Here is a 14,557-nt window from a genome sequence, read left to right on the forward strand (position 1 = left end):
AGGGAGGAGGGGGCCTCGCCTGTCCGCATGCTGGGCGTAGGGCCAGCAGACGGTACGATGAGACCATGAGCGCAAGCGTTCAGAGCCCGCGCAGGGTCGATGTCGTGATCCTCACGGCGATTACACTGGAGTATCAGGCGGCACTGGAGGTGGAGGCGGGAGCTCTGCCCGGGAGTCATTGGGAACGGCAGCAGGGTCCCAATGGCCTTCCTGTGGCGTTCCGCGTGGTCCGTAGCAAGAGTGGCCGGCCCCTCCGTGTGGCCGTGGCCCAGGCTGCGGGCATGGGCGGCGTGGAGGCCGTGAAAGCCCTGCTGCCCCTGGTCACAGCCTACCGCCCGAAGTGCGTGGCGATGTGCGGTGTCTGCGCGGGACGCCCGGGCAAGACGAACCTCGGCGATGTGATTGCGCCGGATCGCCTGTTCTTCCACGACACGGGCAAGAGGCTGCCGGACAAGGTGCAGCAGGACCTCAAGACGTACAACCTGCGCAACGATTGGAAGGTGGCCCTCGAGCACTTCGATTTTCGCGGGCGCTTCCGGAACGAGGAGTGGTGGAGAAGGAGGCCCATCCCCTACGAGTGGCAGGAGAACTGGCTGCTGGCGAAGCTGCACCAGGGGGTCTCGGATCCGGCGTCCCTCCCGGAATGCGATGTGTTCTGCCCGAAATGGGAGAAGGTCACCGGCTCGCTATGGAAGTCGGGCCATCTGGTGGACGGTACACTCTCGCTCACCGATGCCGGGAGGCAGCGCATCGGCCGGGTCTTGACTCAAAACCGCAATCGCCTCCCCGACCTATCCGGCGAGGGCTCACTGTTCCCCTTCAACGTCCATGTGGCCCCGATGGGCAGCGGCAATCAGGTCATCGAGGATGAGGCCATCTGGCCGTTCATCTCCGAGTCCATGCGCACGACGCTAGGTTTGGAGATGGAGGCCTCGGCCATCGGTGCGCTGGCGGAGGCTCAGCGTGACATGAGGCTCGATGCCCTCGTCATGAAGGGGGTGATGGACTTCGCCAACCCGGGCCGGGATGACCACTTCAAGGAGTTTGCCGCTCGCGCCTCGGCCGAGTGCCTGCTGGCCTTCCTGCGCGAGCACCTCGAAGGCGAAGTCGTCGCTGATATCGACGATCTTCTGGTCCCAGGGAGCGATGCGGCACTACCGAAGGACCCACCCGCATCGGCATTGCTCCATGCGCGCTACGAGGTCGTGCCCTTTCACGGCCGTGAAGGGGTCCTCGCGGAGCTGGATCGCTGGAGTGACGAGGGGCCCTCCGTGGCGGTGCGCCTAGTTCATGCCGAAGGCGGCGTGGGCAAGACGCGGCTCGCGATCGAGTGGCTTCGCCGCCGCCGGGAGCAGCATTGGGCCGCCGGATTCCTCCCCAAGGAGGTTCCCGAGGACTGGTTCACACGGCTGACGCAGCTCGGCCAGCCAGTCGTGGTGACGCTCGACTACGCGGAGAGCCGAGCCGATTTGAGCAAGACGCTCCTTCGAGCGCTTCGCTACGCTCAGCAAGAGGGGACGCGAGCGCTTCAGCGGATCCGGCTCCTGCTCCTGGCTCGCAATGATGGCGACTGGTGGCAGGCGCTGCGGCAGACCGATCCCGCGCTGGATGCGTGGCTGGGGAGCACGCCCCCGCTCGAACTGGCGCCGCTGGCACCGAATGAGCTCGAGCGCGAACAGGTATTCCACGAGGCCGTGCGGAGGTTCGCCGCGCAGCGAGGCAGGAAGTACGCGGGGCAGGCCACGGCCTCGTTCGCCGACGCGCGCTTCGAGCGGGTGCTCTATCTGCACATGGCCGCGCTGGCTGCGGTGGAGGGGCTCGAGTTCCAGGCGAACACGCTCATGGACACCATCCTCGACCACGAGGAGCGCTTCTGGGAGCTGCGCGCGCGTCAGGATGACATCAGCGGCTCGATGCAGCGCTCGGTGGCCCGGCAGATGGTCGCGGGCGCAACGCTCCGGGGTGGGTTTGCGGACTTCGAGTCCGCGGTGCGCGTGATGGGAAGAGTCCTCGGGCAGTCTCTCTCCGAGGAAGAGAAGAAGGTTCTCTGGCTGCTCCACCGGATCTACCAGCGCGCGGACACGGGCTCCGGCGCGTTCCTGCCCCCCTTGGAGCCAGATCTCCTGGGCGAAGGACTCGTGCTTCGAGTGGCAGCGCCGAAGCCCAAGAGGGGGGAGGTCCCTCCACCTTCCAACTGGATCGAGCGGATGTTTCCTGCTGATGAAGCAGAGGCGTTCGTGAGCACTGGCCTGGAGGTGCTCGGCCGTGCCTCCGTTACCGCTCCAGAGCTGGCCCGGCCGTGGATCGACCGGCTGCTGGCGGAACCGCTCCATGCGAGGGCAAAGCTCGCTTTGGAGGCGGCCAAGGCCATTGGGTTGCGTACCGCGTTCTCGGCGCTGGGGGATGCTCTGGCGGACCGGCTCGAAGCCGGTGGGGATGCCCAGCTCGCCCACGCGCTGGAGGCGGCAGGAATCCCCTACCCAACGGTTTCTCTCCTCAGGGTCTCCGCGTGGACGAGCCGCACGCTCTCGAACGCGCTGGCTGGCGAGAAGGGAGTCGAGGCGATGGCTGCGCGCGCGGTGTTCCTCGACAAGCTGGGCACCCGGTTGGGTGGGCTGGGAAAGCTCGAAGAGGCGATGCGCGTCTCAGCCGAGGCCGTGGCTACCTACCGGGAGCTGATACAGCACGATCCCCAGCTCCTGCACAGCCTTGCCTGCAGTCTCAACAACCTGAGCACCCGGTTGAGCAACCTGGGACGCAGGGAACAGGCGTTGGACGCCTCTGCCGAGGCGGTCAAGCTCTACCGGGAACTGGCGCAGCGTGATCCTGACGCCTTCAATCCCATGCTTGCTGGCAGCATCATCAATCTCGGTAACTACCTGAGCGAGCTGGGGCGCCTCGAAGAGGCCTTGAGAGCCTCAGGAGAGGCCGTCGAACTCCTCCGGACCCTGGAGCGGCACCATCCCCGCCGCTTCCAGGCCGACCTCGCCTTGAGCCTCAACAACCTGGGGGCAAGGTTGGGCGATCTGGGGCGCTGGAAGGAATCGCTGAAGGCTCTGGCTGAATCCGTCGAGTTCTACCGTGCCCTGGCGCAGCGAAACCCCGATGCCTTCCAGCCGGCTCTCGCCAACAGTCTCTGCAACCTGGGCGCCATAACGAGCGTGCAGGGCCAGCCCGGGAAGGCGCTTGAGTTCGCGCGTGAGGGGGCTGACATCGCCCACGCCCTGGCCGAGCGCAATCCGGACGCCTTCCGGCCGAAGCTCGCCGTGAGCTTCAGGACCCAGGGAGACGCCTTGAGCAAGCTGAGCCGGCACGAGGAGGCGCTGGAGGCCACGAGCAAGGCCACGGCGTTGTACCGGTCGCTCGCTCAGGACAATCCAGAGGCCTTCCAGCCAGCCCTTGCCAACAGTCTCAACAGCCTGGGGGTGGTGCTGAGTGATATGGGCCGCTGGGAGGAGGCGCTGAAGGTCAAGAGTGAGGCGGTGGAACTCTTCCGAGGGCTGGAACGGAGCAATCCTGAGGCAGTCCGGCCGGACCTCGCCATGAGCGTCAACAATCTCGGGGTCGCGCTGAAAGCCTTGGGCCGCGGCGAAGAGGCGCTGCGCGCCAAGGGAGAAGCCGTCGAGTTGTACCGGTGGCTTGCCCAGCGCATCCCCGAGGCCTTCGAGCCGAATCTCGCTACCTGCCTCCACAATCTGGGTGAAGACCTGCTCCAACTGCGGCGATGCGAGGAGGCGCTGAAAGCCCTGAGCGAGGCCGTCGAACTCCGCCGCGCCCTGGCCGCGCGCAATCCCGAACGCTGTGTGCCCAAGCTGGCGAAGAGCTTCTACCGCCTGAGCTATTGTTTCATCGGCTTGTTCAATCCCGGTGAAGCGCTGGGGGCACTGGAAGAAGGCCTCGATACGGTATGGCCGCACTTCGAGCGCTCCCCAAGCGTGTTTCAGGCAGACGTCTGGCTTCTGCTTGAATTCTTGAAAAAACTCTACGAAGGTTTCGATGTCCCTCCCTCTTCCTCGCTCCTGGAGCGTCTCGCGACCTTCGAACGACTCACGAGGACCTGAGCGGCTCCAGCGTCAGTGAATGCTCGTGGGACCGCGGCCTTTATGTGGCCGACCCGTATGTGTCGCGGATCACTCGTGTCAACACGGTGGAGGGCGCGGGAGGCCGTCGTCAGCGATCCGGTGCTCACCGATACTCGAAGCTCGGATTGAGGAGCGAGCCCGCTAAACGGCGAGGCGTGATTCCCGATCGGCCCGGAGGGTAGGCAGGCGCGGGACGGGTGGGGAAGCGGCAGGAACCCGCTCCGTTCGGCCTTGTGTGCGCAAGAACCAGAAGGAGAAGCGAGCCCTGCCACAGGGGGAACAGCTCCGCCTACGCAGTCGTGACCGCAGGCGCCTGATTCGCTGGGGTGAGAGGACTGGCTGCCCGCTCACCCTGCGACGGTGCATGGCGGTGGCGAAGGTGGCCAGTGGCCAGTCGCGAGCGCAGGCATCGCGAGAGTTGCTGTGCGCTACCTCCACCGTGGTGGCCGCCGTCCAGCGCTACCTGGAGAGTGGACGTGAAGGGCTGGTGGACCGACGTGCTCGAAATGGACAGCGCAAAGTGGATGAGCGCTTCCGAGCAACGCTCTGCCGGGTGCTGAAGGGCACACCTCAGCAGTCCGGCTGGCGACGCACCACGTGGACACGCGAGCTGTTGGCGCGCGAGGTGGAGAGGCGCGGCCGCGTGCGCGTCTCGCCTACCACCATGGGACGCGCCCTGGCGTCGGTGGGCGCACGGCTGAAGCGGCCCCGCCCCGTGGTGCGCTGCCCCTGGCCCGCGCGCCAGCGGCAAGAGCGACTGTGGCAACTGAAGTGCCGGGCGGCCTACGCCCGGCCCGAGGAGCCCGTCTTCTACGAGGACGAGATGGACGTGCATCTCAACCCCAAGGTGGGGCCCGATTGGATGCTGCCCGGAGAACGGCGGGAGGTCGTCACTCCGGGCAACAACCAGAAGCGATACGTGGCCGGAGCGCTCAACTCACGCACAGGCGAGTTGACGTGGGTGAAGGGGGAGCGGAAGACGAGCGCCCTTTTCATCGAACTGGTACGGGCGGTGAGCAACGCCTACCCCACGGCCAGGCGCCTGCACTTCATCCTGGACAACGCGGCCACCCATTCGAGCAGGCAGACGAAGCAGGTACTGGTTCAGATGGGCGAGCGGGTGGTGCTGCACTTCCTGCCGCCGTACTGCCCCGAGGGCAACCGCATCGAGCGGGTGTGGTGGGACGTGCACGCCAACGTCACCCGCAACCACCGGTGCAAGAAGATGTCGGCGCTCATGGCCGAGGTGGATGCCTACCTGGAAGCTCGCAACGCGCAGCAGACTTCAAGTCCGCTGCTGCGCGTCGCTCCCTCTCGACGCGCAGCATGAGACCATTCGAGAATCACGGTTCGTCGTTTAGGCGCTCGGACTCGAAGGAGGGCGACTCGTGCAGCTTCGCGGTGAAGCGGCCGAGACGCCCCCAGCGTGCTCGGCAGGGGATGTTCCTCGCACAGCGTGCGAGACAGCCAGAAGAGCTGTCGGATCGTCTCCGGACGACCCTCGTGACTACATCAAGCAGGGCGGAGCCGAGGCTGGAGGAGGAGAGCCCCGCCTTTGCCTCGACGGTGGAGGAGTCGGGGAAGGAGCGCACACCCCGTTTGGACTGGGCCGGGCTGCTGCGCAGGACGTTCGCCCTGGATGTGTTCGCGTGCTGGAGGGTCCTCCGTGTCTCCGGGCTGCTCACCCACGAGCATCAGCCGTGCCCCTACGGGCCCTTCGCCGAACACCGTGTGCGTGGCTCGCTCGTGCAGCGGACAGGCCCGGCAGCCTCGCGCCGCCTGGGCGAGCGACGCGAGGTCCCGATGCTCGGGCAGGAAGCGGCTCGACTCGGAGTGCTCCAACTTCGGGCTCACCATGTGCGAGGTGCGCTCAGGCGCCTGTCGCACCAGCTCTGGAATGAGCCGGGTCTCGGGCAGCGTGGCCCAGTGCTTCTTGGGCATCTCCGCGCGCATGGCCCGCACGTTGAGCCTCGCCGGATTGAAGGTCGACGCGTAGTACGTCCCCCACATCTCCTCCAGCGCGTCTCCCTCCGGGGCTTGCGAGCGCGGCACGCCCGGCCCGTACGTGAGCCGCTCCAGGTCCCAGGACACGCTCGCGTCCGGCGTGAGGATGCTCCAGCGCATGGAGGGAAAGCGCCGCGCGAAGAAGGGCGCCACGTGGCGCACGATGAGGTGCTCGGGCCGGTGCCACGCGATGAAGTACTCCTCGCCCTCACGCTCCACCCGCCGGAAGCGCACGAAGGCCTTCATCTTGTGCGCGTCGCGCTGCACGCCCTTGGCCAGCATGAGCACGCGGTACACGTCCGCGTCGCTCTCGACCTCCAGCAACTTGCGCTCTCCGTGCGTCAGCCGCCACAGCACCCAGTAGAGCAGCCCCCAGCGCTCGGGTGAGCGGTGGCAGGCCACTTTCTCCGCCAGCTCCAGGAACGCCGGAGGCACGGACAGCCCCGCCACGGGCGCGCTCGCGGCCACCACGTCTGGCGCGAGCAGCGAGCCCTGTCCGTGCCCCTCCTCGGTGAACAGCACCTGCTCCGGGGACACTTCGCGCGCGAGCAGTCCACGCGCCGCCGCGCAGCCCTCGGGCCTGGCTCTTCCGGGTCGCGAGCAACCTGTGGATCAACCGGATGCGGCAGGCGCGAGAGCTCCCGGCCTCCGATGGCGTCGAGGTCCCGGAGCCGGCGACGCACCCTGAACCTCGCGCGACGCGTGAGGCGGCGGGGACGCTGATCTCGCAGCTCTCGCCGCAAGAGCGTGCCGCGGTCGTGCTCAAGGATGCCTTCGGGCTGTCACTCGAGGAGACCGCCGAGGTGCTCTCCACCTCGACCGGAGCCATCAAGGCAGCCCTGCACCGGGGGCGGGCGAAGCTGGTGACGCCGGAACCGGACGCGCCGGCGCCGGTGACTCCCGCCGTCCTCAACGCCTTCTGCGACGCCTTCAACGCGCGGGACCTCGATCGTCTCACGGCGCTCCTGCTCGACACCGCGACCCTGGAGTATCCGGGCTTCAAGATCGAGTCCGGGGCCCGGGCGGTCAGGGACGGCTCGTTCACGGGAACGCTCTTCGGCTGTCCCGAGGCTGGCTACGTGGTCGTGGATCCGCCTCGTTGCGAGCTCCGCGCGCACCGTGGCGAATCGCTCTTCCTCTGGTGGTCGGGAGACGAAGTGCATTCCGTCGTACGCGTCGAACTGGACGGCGACCGCATCGCGCGGCTGCGGAACTACTACCACTCGCCCGAGGTCGTGACCGAGGTCTGTCGCGAGCTCGACGTGCCCTTCCGCACGCACGGCTATCATCCCGCAGCCTCACCCTGAAGGAACTGCCATGACCCTCCACACCGTCACGTCCGCCGATGGGACGCGCATCGCGTTCGAGACCACCGGCCATGGGCCACCGCTCATCCTGGTGGGCGGAGCGTTCTGCGACCGCACGGCGCCGACCTCGGGGACACCGCTGGCGGCCCTGCTGGCCCATCGCTTCACCGTGTTCAGCTATGACCGGCGCGGCCGAGGGGACAGCGGGGACACACCGCCCCATGCGCTCGAGCGGGAAGGGGAGGACCTCGCGGCGCTCATCACCGCCGCCGGCGGATCCGCCGCCGTGTTCGGCAACTCGTCGGGCGGCCTCCTGGCCCTCGACGCCGCGGCGCGAGGCCTGCCGATTCCGAAGCTGGCCGTCTATGAGCCTCCCGTCATCCTCGATGCGGGGCGGGCCCGGGCATTCGAAGACCTCGCGAAGCAACTGGATGAGGCCGCCGCGGGGAATCGGCGTGCGGAGGCCGTCGAGCTGTACTTCACGAAGGTGATGCAGGTGCCCGCGCCAGCCGTCGCACAGCTGCGCAAGGCACCGATGTGGACGGGCCTCGAGCACCTCGCTCACACGCTGAGTTACGACCTGCTCATCACGGCCCGTGGCCCCTCGCGGCTCGAGCAGGTGTCGGCCGTCCGTGCGGCGACGCTCGTCATGGACGGAGGCGCGAGCCCGGGCTGGATGCGCGAGGCGATCCAGACCCTGGCACGGGCCATTCCCAGCGCACGCCACCGGACGTTGGAGGGACAGGCGCATGCCGTGGACCCCAAGGCGCTCGCGCGAGCGCTGGAGGAGTTCCTGGGCGACTGAAGCCCCGGGCTTCACGCGCGACCAGCTCCTCCGTCTCCTCCGAGGGAGCCATCTCCCATATCCAAGGAGACAAGACCGTGAGCGGCGACGACAAGCAGAAGCAGTATCCCTTCTTCTGGGGCATCTACTACGGCCTCGCGAGCAAGCCACCCCAGCTGTTCGTCGGTGGGCTTCGCACGCTCGGGCAGCTGGGCCTGCAGGGCCCGCAGCAGCAGCAGGTGATCCAGTACCACAACCTGCTCACGGCCCGGGCGATCCGGGCGGGGCTCCGGTACGCCGCGGGGCTGAACGTCGATCCGGCGACCGTCGCGACCCTCTGGAAGGCGCTGCCTCCCGAGGCTCAGCAGAGCACCCTCGACTGGGGACAGCAGCAGGTGGGGCAGTTCATCGGCGGCTCGGCGTTCAGCTGGGTCCTGGGCAAGGGGCTCGTGAAGTACCTGCCCAAGAAGATCGTCACCCCCGCGCTGTTCTTCCTCAGCTGCCAGGGCGCGATGGGGCTCTTCTGGAAGGATGGCTGGGACAAGGGGCCTCCGCCGCCTCCTCCCGGGGTGGGTGGGGGAGGCCGGGAGATCTCGGTCTGAAAAACAGGCCCTGCCTTCCGTGGACCGGGAGGCAGGGCCTGGCGCCCGTCACGCCGCGCGCACGAAGCGGGCCTTGTTGCGTTCAATCCACCGGGCCAGCGACTGCACCTGCGGATTCAGCTCACGCGTGCGCTCGGGGTCCCGGGCGGCGCAGTACTCCTCTGAGAAGTCCCGCATGAACTGGAACATGTTCGCGAGCTCCGACGCGCCGGGGAAGTTGAACGTCCGGTAGACCTCCGGCTCCATGGAGTGGAAGCGCACCTCCTGGCCCAGCACCTGCTGCAGCGTCCGGGCGATCTCCTGGCCCGTCAGGTGCTCGCTGGCCAGCCCCACCGTCTTGCCCGCCCATGCCTCCGGCCCGCGCTGGAAGAGGGTGTGGACGCATCCGCCCACGTCCTCCGTGGCGATGCCGGGCAGCTTCTGGTCCTCCGTGGGCAGCACGAAGTCGAACGTGCCGTCGGCGTTGCGCTTTCCTCCCAATCCGAACGACAGCAGGTTCTCCCACGAGAACGAGGTGCGCACGAACGTCACTGGCAGGTCCAGGCCGCTGAAGTACGCATCGCTCGCGCCCTTCACGTCGAATTGCGGCACGCGGTAGTGCCTCTTGAGCATGGGCATCCGCGTGTCTTCCGCAGGGATGAGGCGCCGGGTGTCTTCCTGGGTGGACCAGATGACGTGCGCCACCCCCGCCTCCTTCGCGGCGTGCGCCATCGTCCGCGCCTGTGCCAGCTCGCGCTCCGGGTCGGGCTTCTCCCAATAGCTGGTGACGCAGAAGGCGCCGTGCGCTCCGGTGAACGCGGCCTTCAGGCTCTTCGCGTCGCTCACGTCCGCCGCGACGACCTCCGCGCCCAGCTTCGCCAGCCGGCGCGCCAGCTCCGAGCCTGGCTTGCGCGTGAGCGCGCGCACCGTGAAGCCGCTCTGCGTGTCCGCGAGGATGGCGCGCGCAAGGCCGCCTCCCTCTTCGCCCGTTGCTCCCACCACCGCGATGATCTTCTTGTCCATGGTCATGTCCTGTCGTCCTGAAGTCTGGGAATGAAGCCGGCTCATCCGCCCACGACGGGGCCGGGCAGGCTGGGGCTCAGCGCGGGGAGGAAGGCGAGCGCCAGGCCCGCGTAGGCCCGCAGCAGCCGCTTCTCACCGCGCCGCAAGAGCAGGCAGTTGCGCGCGTTGCGCGACAGGTCCGCCTCCTGGAGCAATTGCTCGTCCTCCTCCAGCGTCGTCTCGAAGCCCGCGAGCCGTGCCTCGCACGCGTCGTGGAGGTAGCGGAAGACGCGCTCCTCCGTCTCCGCGCTCAGTGGTGGCACTTCGCCCAGGCCCTGCTCCTCGCGGGCCTCCTCGGCGAGCCGGGCCAGCTCCCGCGCGTTCGCGCACGCCACGCGCAGGAAGGAGAACATCGCCACCGTGGAGGCATGCCCGTAGTGCAGCGGCACCTCGAAGCGCCGCCGCGACGGCGGAGTCGCCAGCGCGAGCAGCTCCCGCTTTCCCTCCGCCTCCACCGCGTCCTCGAGCACGCCCAGGTAGAGCACCAGCGTGTCGTCCGGGTTGTCCTCCGGCACGAAGCCGTAGCTCAGCAGGAACCGGCAGCTGGACTTGATGCCATAGCTGATGTGCAGTTCCTCGCGCGCGGCCACGGGCTCGTGCGCCACCAGCACGAAGGCCTCACCGTCCTCCGTGTTGCCCCACACCAGGCGCGGCGAGGCCCGGTGGTTGAGCATGTCCGCCACCGGCACGAAGCACCGCGTGAGCTTGCCCGCCACCGTCAGGCCGAAGCTGCGGCTGATCAACACGTGCTGCGCCCAGAGGTACGCGTCGGGCGTGAAGCGCTCGAAGCCCGGCACCCGCTGCGCCAGCATGGCGTAGCGAGCGAGCAGCATCTCCTTCCACCGCGCCACCTCGCGCAGCGCGGAGGAGCCCTGGAGCAGCGACAGCTCCTGCGCGTCGAAGAACAGCGGCAGGTGCGGGAAGGACTGGGGCAGCACGTCCAGGTACGGCTTCCAGGCCGAGTCCTCGCGCTCCTTCTCCTGGAGCAGGAATGCCGCCAGGTAGCACTCCTCGCTCGTGTCCGGTGCGTGCGCGTCGATGAGCCGGCCGATGTCCGACGCTCTCGCGACGTCCAGCGTCACCAGGCACGCGCGCGGCACCCGCAGCACCTCTTCTCCCGCCGCGATGGGCACCTTGGCGAAGACGCCACGCTCGTCGCCCTCCAGATGACCCACCCACAACTTCGGGAAGCTCGCGCCCGCCTGCCTGCTCCACTGGAGTGCGAGGTGTTCCTTCAGGGGGTTCGCTTCCTCGAGGGTGTCCTGCTCCGCTTCCTGTCGCGCGCTCATTGGCTCCGCCATGCGTTCGGGGGGTGAACGCCAGGAAGACGCTGGTCGCTACGGCTTGTGATTTCCCGTGGATTTCCGGGCTGCCCTTTTTGGAGATGATCAAGGGTTGTTCACAGACATCTCGCTGCTCCGTTTCCAGATGCACTTTTGGAGCCCTGGAAACCGTGAGCGAAAACACCAATCCCTCTTTCTGGCGTGTATGGGAGCAGCACAAGGAGCCGTTGTTGCAGCAGGCGCTGCGGCTGATGGGCGGGAACGTGGTGGACGCGGAGGACGCGGTGGACACCGCGATGCTCCGGGCCCACCAGAACTACGTGTCGCCCGGGAAGATCCTCAACCCGAGGGCGTGGCTGGGACGCATCCTCCACAACGTCTGCATGGACATCCACCGCGAGCGCCAGCGCTGGGGCGACACCGAGGAGTGGATGGAAGACCTGGAGGCCGCGGAGCCTCAGTCCCAGGAGCAGCTGCCCGACGCGGGCCTGCTCCAGCGAGAGAGCGCCGCGGCGGTCCGCGAATGCATCGAGGCGCTGCCCCCCAATCTGAGGGTGCCCCTGGTGATGCGCTACCTCCAGGACATGTCCTATGCCGACATTGCTGAACAGCTCCGGTTGACCAGTTGCAACGTGAGAAAGCGCATCCAGCTCGCGTACGGAATCCTTCGGACCACCCTTTCGCAAGAGCCGTGCCCCCGCTGAGCGCAAGTCCGTGCTCCGTCCGAGCAGGCCGGCGGAGCACGGCTCGCGCGACTCATTCCGGGAGGATGCGCGAGCGCACGTAGCGCCCCGGAGCCGCTTCAATGACGCGAAGCCCTCCCTCGCCGGGGCGCCGAGCCGGGACGCGTTCTCCCGAACGCTCGGATTGCCAATACTCCCAGTCCGTCCACCAGGACCCTGAGTGTTCTTTTGCGTCCTGAAGCCACGCATCGGCGTCCGCGTGCGACGCAATTCCATCCGCGTCCATGAAGGACGCCGATGCGTCCGGTGTCGACGCAATCACATCCGTCTTGCCGCGGAGCGCAATCTCATCCGCGTCCTGGAATGACGCGACTGCGTTTGAATGCGACGCAAATGCATCCGCGTTTGGGATGGACGCAGGTGCGTTTCCAGGTGACGCGCCCGGACGGGGCTTCGGGACCCAATAGCGATACCGGTTCGCGGACGGCGGGTTGATGACGCCAGCGACATGGCCCGAGCCCGCGAGCACGAACCGCACGGGACCCCGGTAGTTCCTCGCTCCCCGGTACACCGAGCGGAAGGGCGCGATGTGGTCCTCCCGGCAGGCTTGCACGTAGAGGGGCGTCTTCACGCGGCCCAGGTCCAGGGGGACGCCAGCGAGCGACAGCGCGCCCGGCTGGACCAGGCGGTTGTTCAGGTACAGCTCCCGCAGGTACGTCGCGTGCGCGCGCGCGGGCATGCGCGTGGGGTCGGTGCTCCACGCGAGGAAGTCACTGGGGGCCGGCTCCCGGCCGAGCAGGTAGTTGTTCACCACGAAGGGCCAGACCAGGTCCTTCGCTCGGAGCAGGTTGAAGGTGGTCATCATCTCCAGCCCCTCCAGATAGCCGCGCTCGCGCATGTGGGCCTCCAGCCGCTCCAACCGCGGCGCGTCGATGAAGGCCCCCAGGTCCCCCGGTTCGCTGAAGTCCACCTGAGTGGTGAGCAGCGTCGCGCTGGCGATGAGCGAATCATTCTGGGCGGCGAGCCACGCGAGCCCCGACGCCAGCAGCGTTCCTCCGATGCAGTAGCCCAGCGTGGAGACCCGCTCCTCGCCGGTGGCGCGGCAGACGGCCTCCAGCGCGGCAATCAGTCCGTGCACGAGGTAGTCCTCCCAATCCACGTCCGCGTGCGTTTCGTCGGGGTTCACCCAGGAGATGAGGAACACCGTGTACCCGCGGTCCACTGCCCAGCGGACGAACGAGTTCTCCGGGCGCAGGTCCAGGATGTAGAACTTGTTGATCCACGGCGGCACCACCAGCAGCGGCTGGCGGTAGACGGTGGGCGTGGTGGGCCGGTACTGGATGAGCTGGAACAGGCGCTCCTCATGGACCACGTCGCCCGGCGTGGTGGCCAGGTTCTCCCCCAGCCGGAACGTCCGCCGGTCCGTCATGCGCGTCGCCAACTGGCCCTGGCCACGCGCCAGGTCCTCGCACAGCGCCTCCAGTCCCTTGAGCAGGCTCCGGCCGTGGGACTCGCGCGCGGCGCGGAGCACCTCCGGATTGAGCGCGGGGAAGTTGGACGGAGACAGCGCGTCGGTGAGCTGGCGCGCGTAGAAGCGCGCCTGGTGTGCCGTGTGCCGGTCCACGCCCGGCGCTTGGGCCACCAGGTCCTCCAGCCAGTCCGCGCCGGTGAGGTACGCGCGGCGCAGGCCGTCGAAGAAGGGCTGCTCCCTCCACGCCGGGTCTCGGAAGCGGCGGTCCGGCGCGGAAGGGGCGGGCTCCGGTGGGACGCCCCCGCGCAGGGAGCGTCCCCACAGGTCGATTCCCGCCGCGAGCATCCGCTGGGGGTCCATCGCCAGCCGGAGGAGGACTTCCAGGAAGGCGCGCCGCATGGGCTCCAGGGATGCGTTCATTCGCGGCCTCCTTCAGTACATGTGCTGCCCACCATTGATGGTGAGCGTGGAGCCGGTGATGAAGCCGGCCTTGTCGGAGGCGAGGAACGTCACGGCGCGGGCGATTTCGTCGGCGCGCCCCAGGCGGCCCACGGGGATGCGCGTGCGAATGCGCACCAGTTCCTCCGGAGGCACGGTGCGCACCAGGTCCGTGTCGATGTAGCCCGGCGCGATGAGGTTGGCGGTGACGCCGCGGGCGGCGCCCTCGCGCGCCAGCGCCACGGTGAAGCCATGCATGCCCGCCTTGGCCGCCGCGTAGGCCGTCTGTCCCAGCTGGCCCGTCTGCCCGTTGATGGACCCGATGTTGATGATGCGGCCGAAGCCACGCTCGCGCATCGGGCCCACCACGACGTTGCACAGGTTGAAGCACGAGGTGAGGTTCGTCTGGATGACCTCGTTCCACTGCTCGGACGTCATCTTGTGCAGCATGGCGTCCCGGGTGATGCCGGCGTTGTTCACCAGCACCTCGATGGGACCCAGCGCTTCGACGATCTTCTTCACGCCCGCGACACACTGGGCGGTGTTGGCGGCGTCGAAGCGGAACGCCGGGATGCCGGTGCGCCCCGTGAAGTTCTGCGCCGCCTGCTCATTCGCATAATAGGTGACCGCCACGCGGTAACCCTGCTGCCGCAGGGCGTCGGCGCTCGCCGCGCCAATGCCGCGCGTTCCTCCTGTCACCACTGCCACGCGTCCACTCATGTCTGTCTCCAGGGTTGAAAGTTGCGCCTGAAGGACGCGGACGCCCGCCGGATGTGAATGAGGACCGGCGTGGATTCACAACCGCGTGGCCGCGGCCGTCCCTGGAGCGCTGCCTCGGGGAGCGGGGGACTGGGAAGGGTGG

General features: G+C 68.0%; 11 protein-coding genes. 6 read left to right on the forward strand and 5 right to left on the reverse strand.

Annotated features, from left to right (window positions below):
- Window positions 1-65: 65 nt before the first annotated feature.
- Complete coding sequence (locus tag GTZ93_RS31785) at window positions 66-4,061, forward strand: tetratricopeptide repeat protein (protein WP_139918720.1); 3,996 nt, start codon at window positions 66-68, stop codon at window positions 4,059-4,061.
- A 385-nt stretch (window positions 4,062-4,446) separates the two neighbouring features.
- Window positions 4,447-5,412, forward strand: a complete 966-nt coding sequence (locus GTZ93_RS31790) for an IS630 family transposase (protein ID WP_139918722.1) — start codon at window positions 4,447-4,449, stop codon at window positions 5,410-5,412.
- A 182-nt stretch (window positions 5,413-5,594) separates the two neighbouring features.
- Here the strand turns inward: GTZ93_RS31790 and GTZ93_RS43325 are convergent, their stop codons facing one another.
- The gene (locus GTZ93_RS43325) at window positions 5,595-6,623 is read right to left on the reverse strand and encodes a TIGR03915 family putative DNA repair protein (RefSeq protein WP_276528797.1); all 1,029 of its coding nucleotides are present in this window, start codon (window positions 6,621-6,623) and stop codon (window positions 5,595-5,597) included.
- 83 nt (window positions 6,624-6,706) lie between these two features.
- On the opposite strand from GTZ93_RS43325, the gene GTZ93_RS31800 reads away from it, so the two are divergent.
- From GTZ93_RS31800 to GTZ93_RS31810, 3 genes are all read left to right on the forward strand, one after another.
- Entirely contained in the window at window positions 6,707-7,393 is a 687-nt protein-coding gene (locus tag GTZ93_RS31800) for a sigma factor-like helix-turn-helix DNA-binding protein (protein ID WP_257979186.1), read from the forward strand.
- A 10-nt stretch (window positions 7,394-7,403) separates the two neighbouring features.
- A complete protein-coding gene (locus GTZ93_RS31805) occupies window positions 7,404-8,198 on the forward strand; it encodes an alpha/beta fold hydrolase (protein WP_139918723.1) in 795 nt (264 codons plus the stop codon).
- Between the two features lie 77 nt (window positions 8,199-8,275).
- The gene (locus GTZ93_RS31810) at window positions 8,276-8,779 is read left to right on the forward strand and encodes a hypothetical protein (RefSeq protein ID WP_161663173.1); all 504 of its coding nucleotides are present in this window, start codon (window positions 8,276-8,278) and stop codon (window positions 8,777-8,779) included.
- A 48-nt stretch (window positions 8,780-8,827) separates the two neighbouring features.
- Here GTZ93_RS31810 and GTZ93_RS31815 read toward each other — a convergent pair whose 3' ends face one another.
- Window positions 8,828-9,787 carry an NmrA/HSCARG family protein gene (locus tag GTZ93_RS31815; RefSeq protein WP_219629100.1) on the reverse strand — a complete coding sequence of 320 codons (960 nt, stop codon included), beginning with the start codon at window positions 9,785-9,787 and terminating at the stop codon, window positions 8,828-8,830.
- A 35-nt stretch (window positions 9,788-9,822) separates the two neighbouring features.
- The gene (locus GTZ93_RS31820) at window positions 9,823-11,109 is read right to left on the reverse strand and encodes an SET domain-containing histone-lysine N-methyltransferase (protein ID WP_161663174.1); all 1,287 of its coding nucleotides are present in this window, start codon (window positions 11,107-11,109) and stop codon (window positions 9,823-9,825) included.
- Window positions 11,110-11,273: 164 nt separating this feature from the next.
- Between GTZ93_RS31820 and GTZ93_RS31825 the strand changes: the two genes are divergently transcribed.
- Window positions 11,274-11,807 (forward strand): RNA polymerase sigma factor, encoded by a 534-nt coding sequence (locus tag GTZ93_RS31825; protein ID WP_161663175.1) that lies wholly within the window; start codon window positions 11,274-11,276, stop codon window positions 11,805-11,807.
- A gap of 52 nt (window positions 11,808-11,859) precedes the next feature.
- On the opposite strand, the gene GTZ93_RS31830 is transcribed toward GTZ93_RS31825, so the two are convergent.
- Window positions 11,860-13,677 carry a PHA/PHB synthase family protein gene (locus GTZ93_RS31830; protein ID WP_139921620.1) on the reverse strand — a complete coding sequence of 606 codons (1,818 nt, stop codon included), beginning with the start codon at window positions 13,675-13,677 and terminating at the stop codon, window positions 11,860-11,862.
- 12 nt (window positions 13,678-13,689) lie between these two features.
- Complete coding sequence (gene phbB, locus GTZ93_RS31835) at window positions 13,690-14,415, reverse strand: acetoacetyl-CoA reductase (RefSeq protein ID WP_120576496.1); 726 nt, start codon at window positions 14,413-14,415, stop codon at window positions 13,690-13,692.
- Window positions 14,416-14,557: the final 142 nt, after the last annotated feature.

Origin of the sequence: Corallococcus exiguus, from assembly GCF_009909105.1 — a bacterium.
GTDB lineage: Bacteria > Myxococcota > Myxococcia > Myxococcales > Myxococcaceae > Corallococcus > Corallococcus exiguus.

Excerpts from the sequence above, each read along its gene's own strand:
- GTZ93_RS31805 (WP_139918723.1), top strand. The coding sequence starts at position 7,404 with ATGACCCTCCACACCGTCACGTCCGCCGATGGGACGCGCATCGCGTTC.
- GTZ93_RS31790 (WP_139918722.1), top strand. The coding sequence starts at position 4,447 with ATGGCGGTGGCGAAGGTGGCCAGTGGCCAGTCGCGAGCGCAGGCATCG.
- GTZ93_RS31830 (WP_139921620.1), bottom strand. The coding sequence starts at position 13,677 with ATGAACGCATCCCTGGAGCCCATGCGGCGCGCCTTCCTGGAAGTCCTC.
- GTZ93_RS31785 (WP_139918720.1), top strand. The coding sequence starts at position 66 with ATGAGCGCAAGCGTTCAGAGCCCGCGCAGGGTCGATGTCGTGATCCTC.
- GTZ93_RS31800 (WP_257979186.1), top strand. The coding sequence starts at position 6,707 with ATGCGGCAGGCGCGAGAGCTCCCGGCCTCCGATGGCGTCGAGGTCCCG.
- GTZ93_RS31820 (WP_161663174.1), bottom strand. The coding sequence starts at position 11,109 with ATGAGCGCGCGACAGGAAGCGGAGCAGGACACCCTCGAGGAAGCGAAC.
- phbB (WP_120576496.1), bottom strand. The coding sequence starts at position 14,415 with ATGAGTGGACGCGTGGCAGTGGTGACAGGAGGAACGCGCGGCATTGGC.
- GTZ93_RS31815 (WP_219629100.1), bottom strand. The coding sequence starts at position 9,787 with ATGACCATGGACAAGAAGATCATCGCGGTGGTGGGAGCAACGGGCGAA.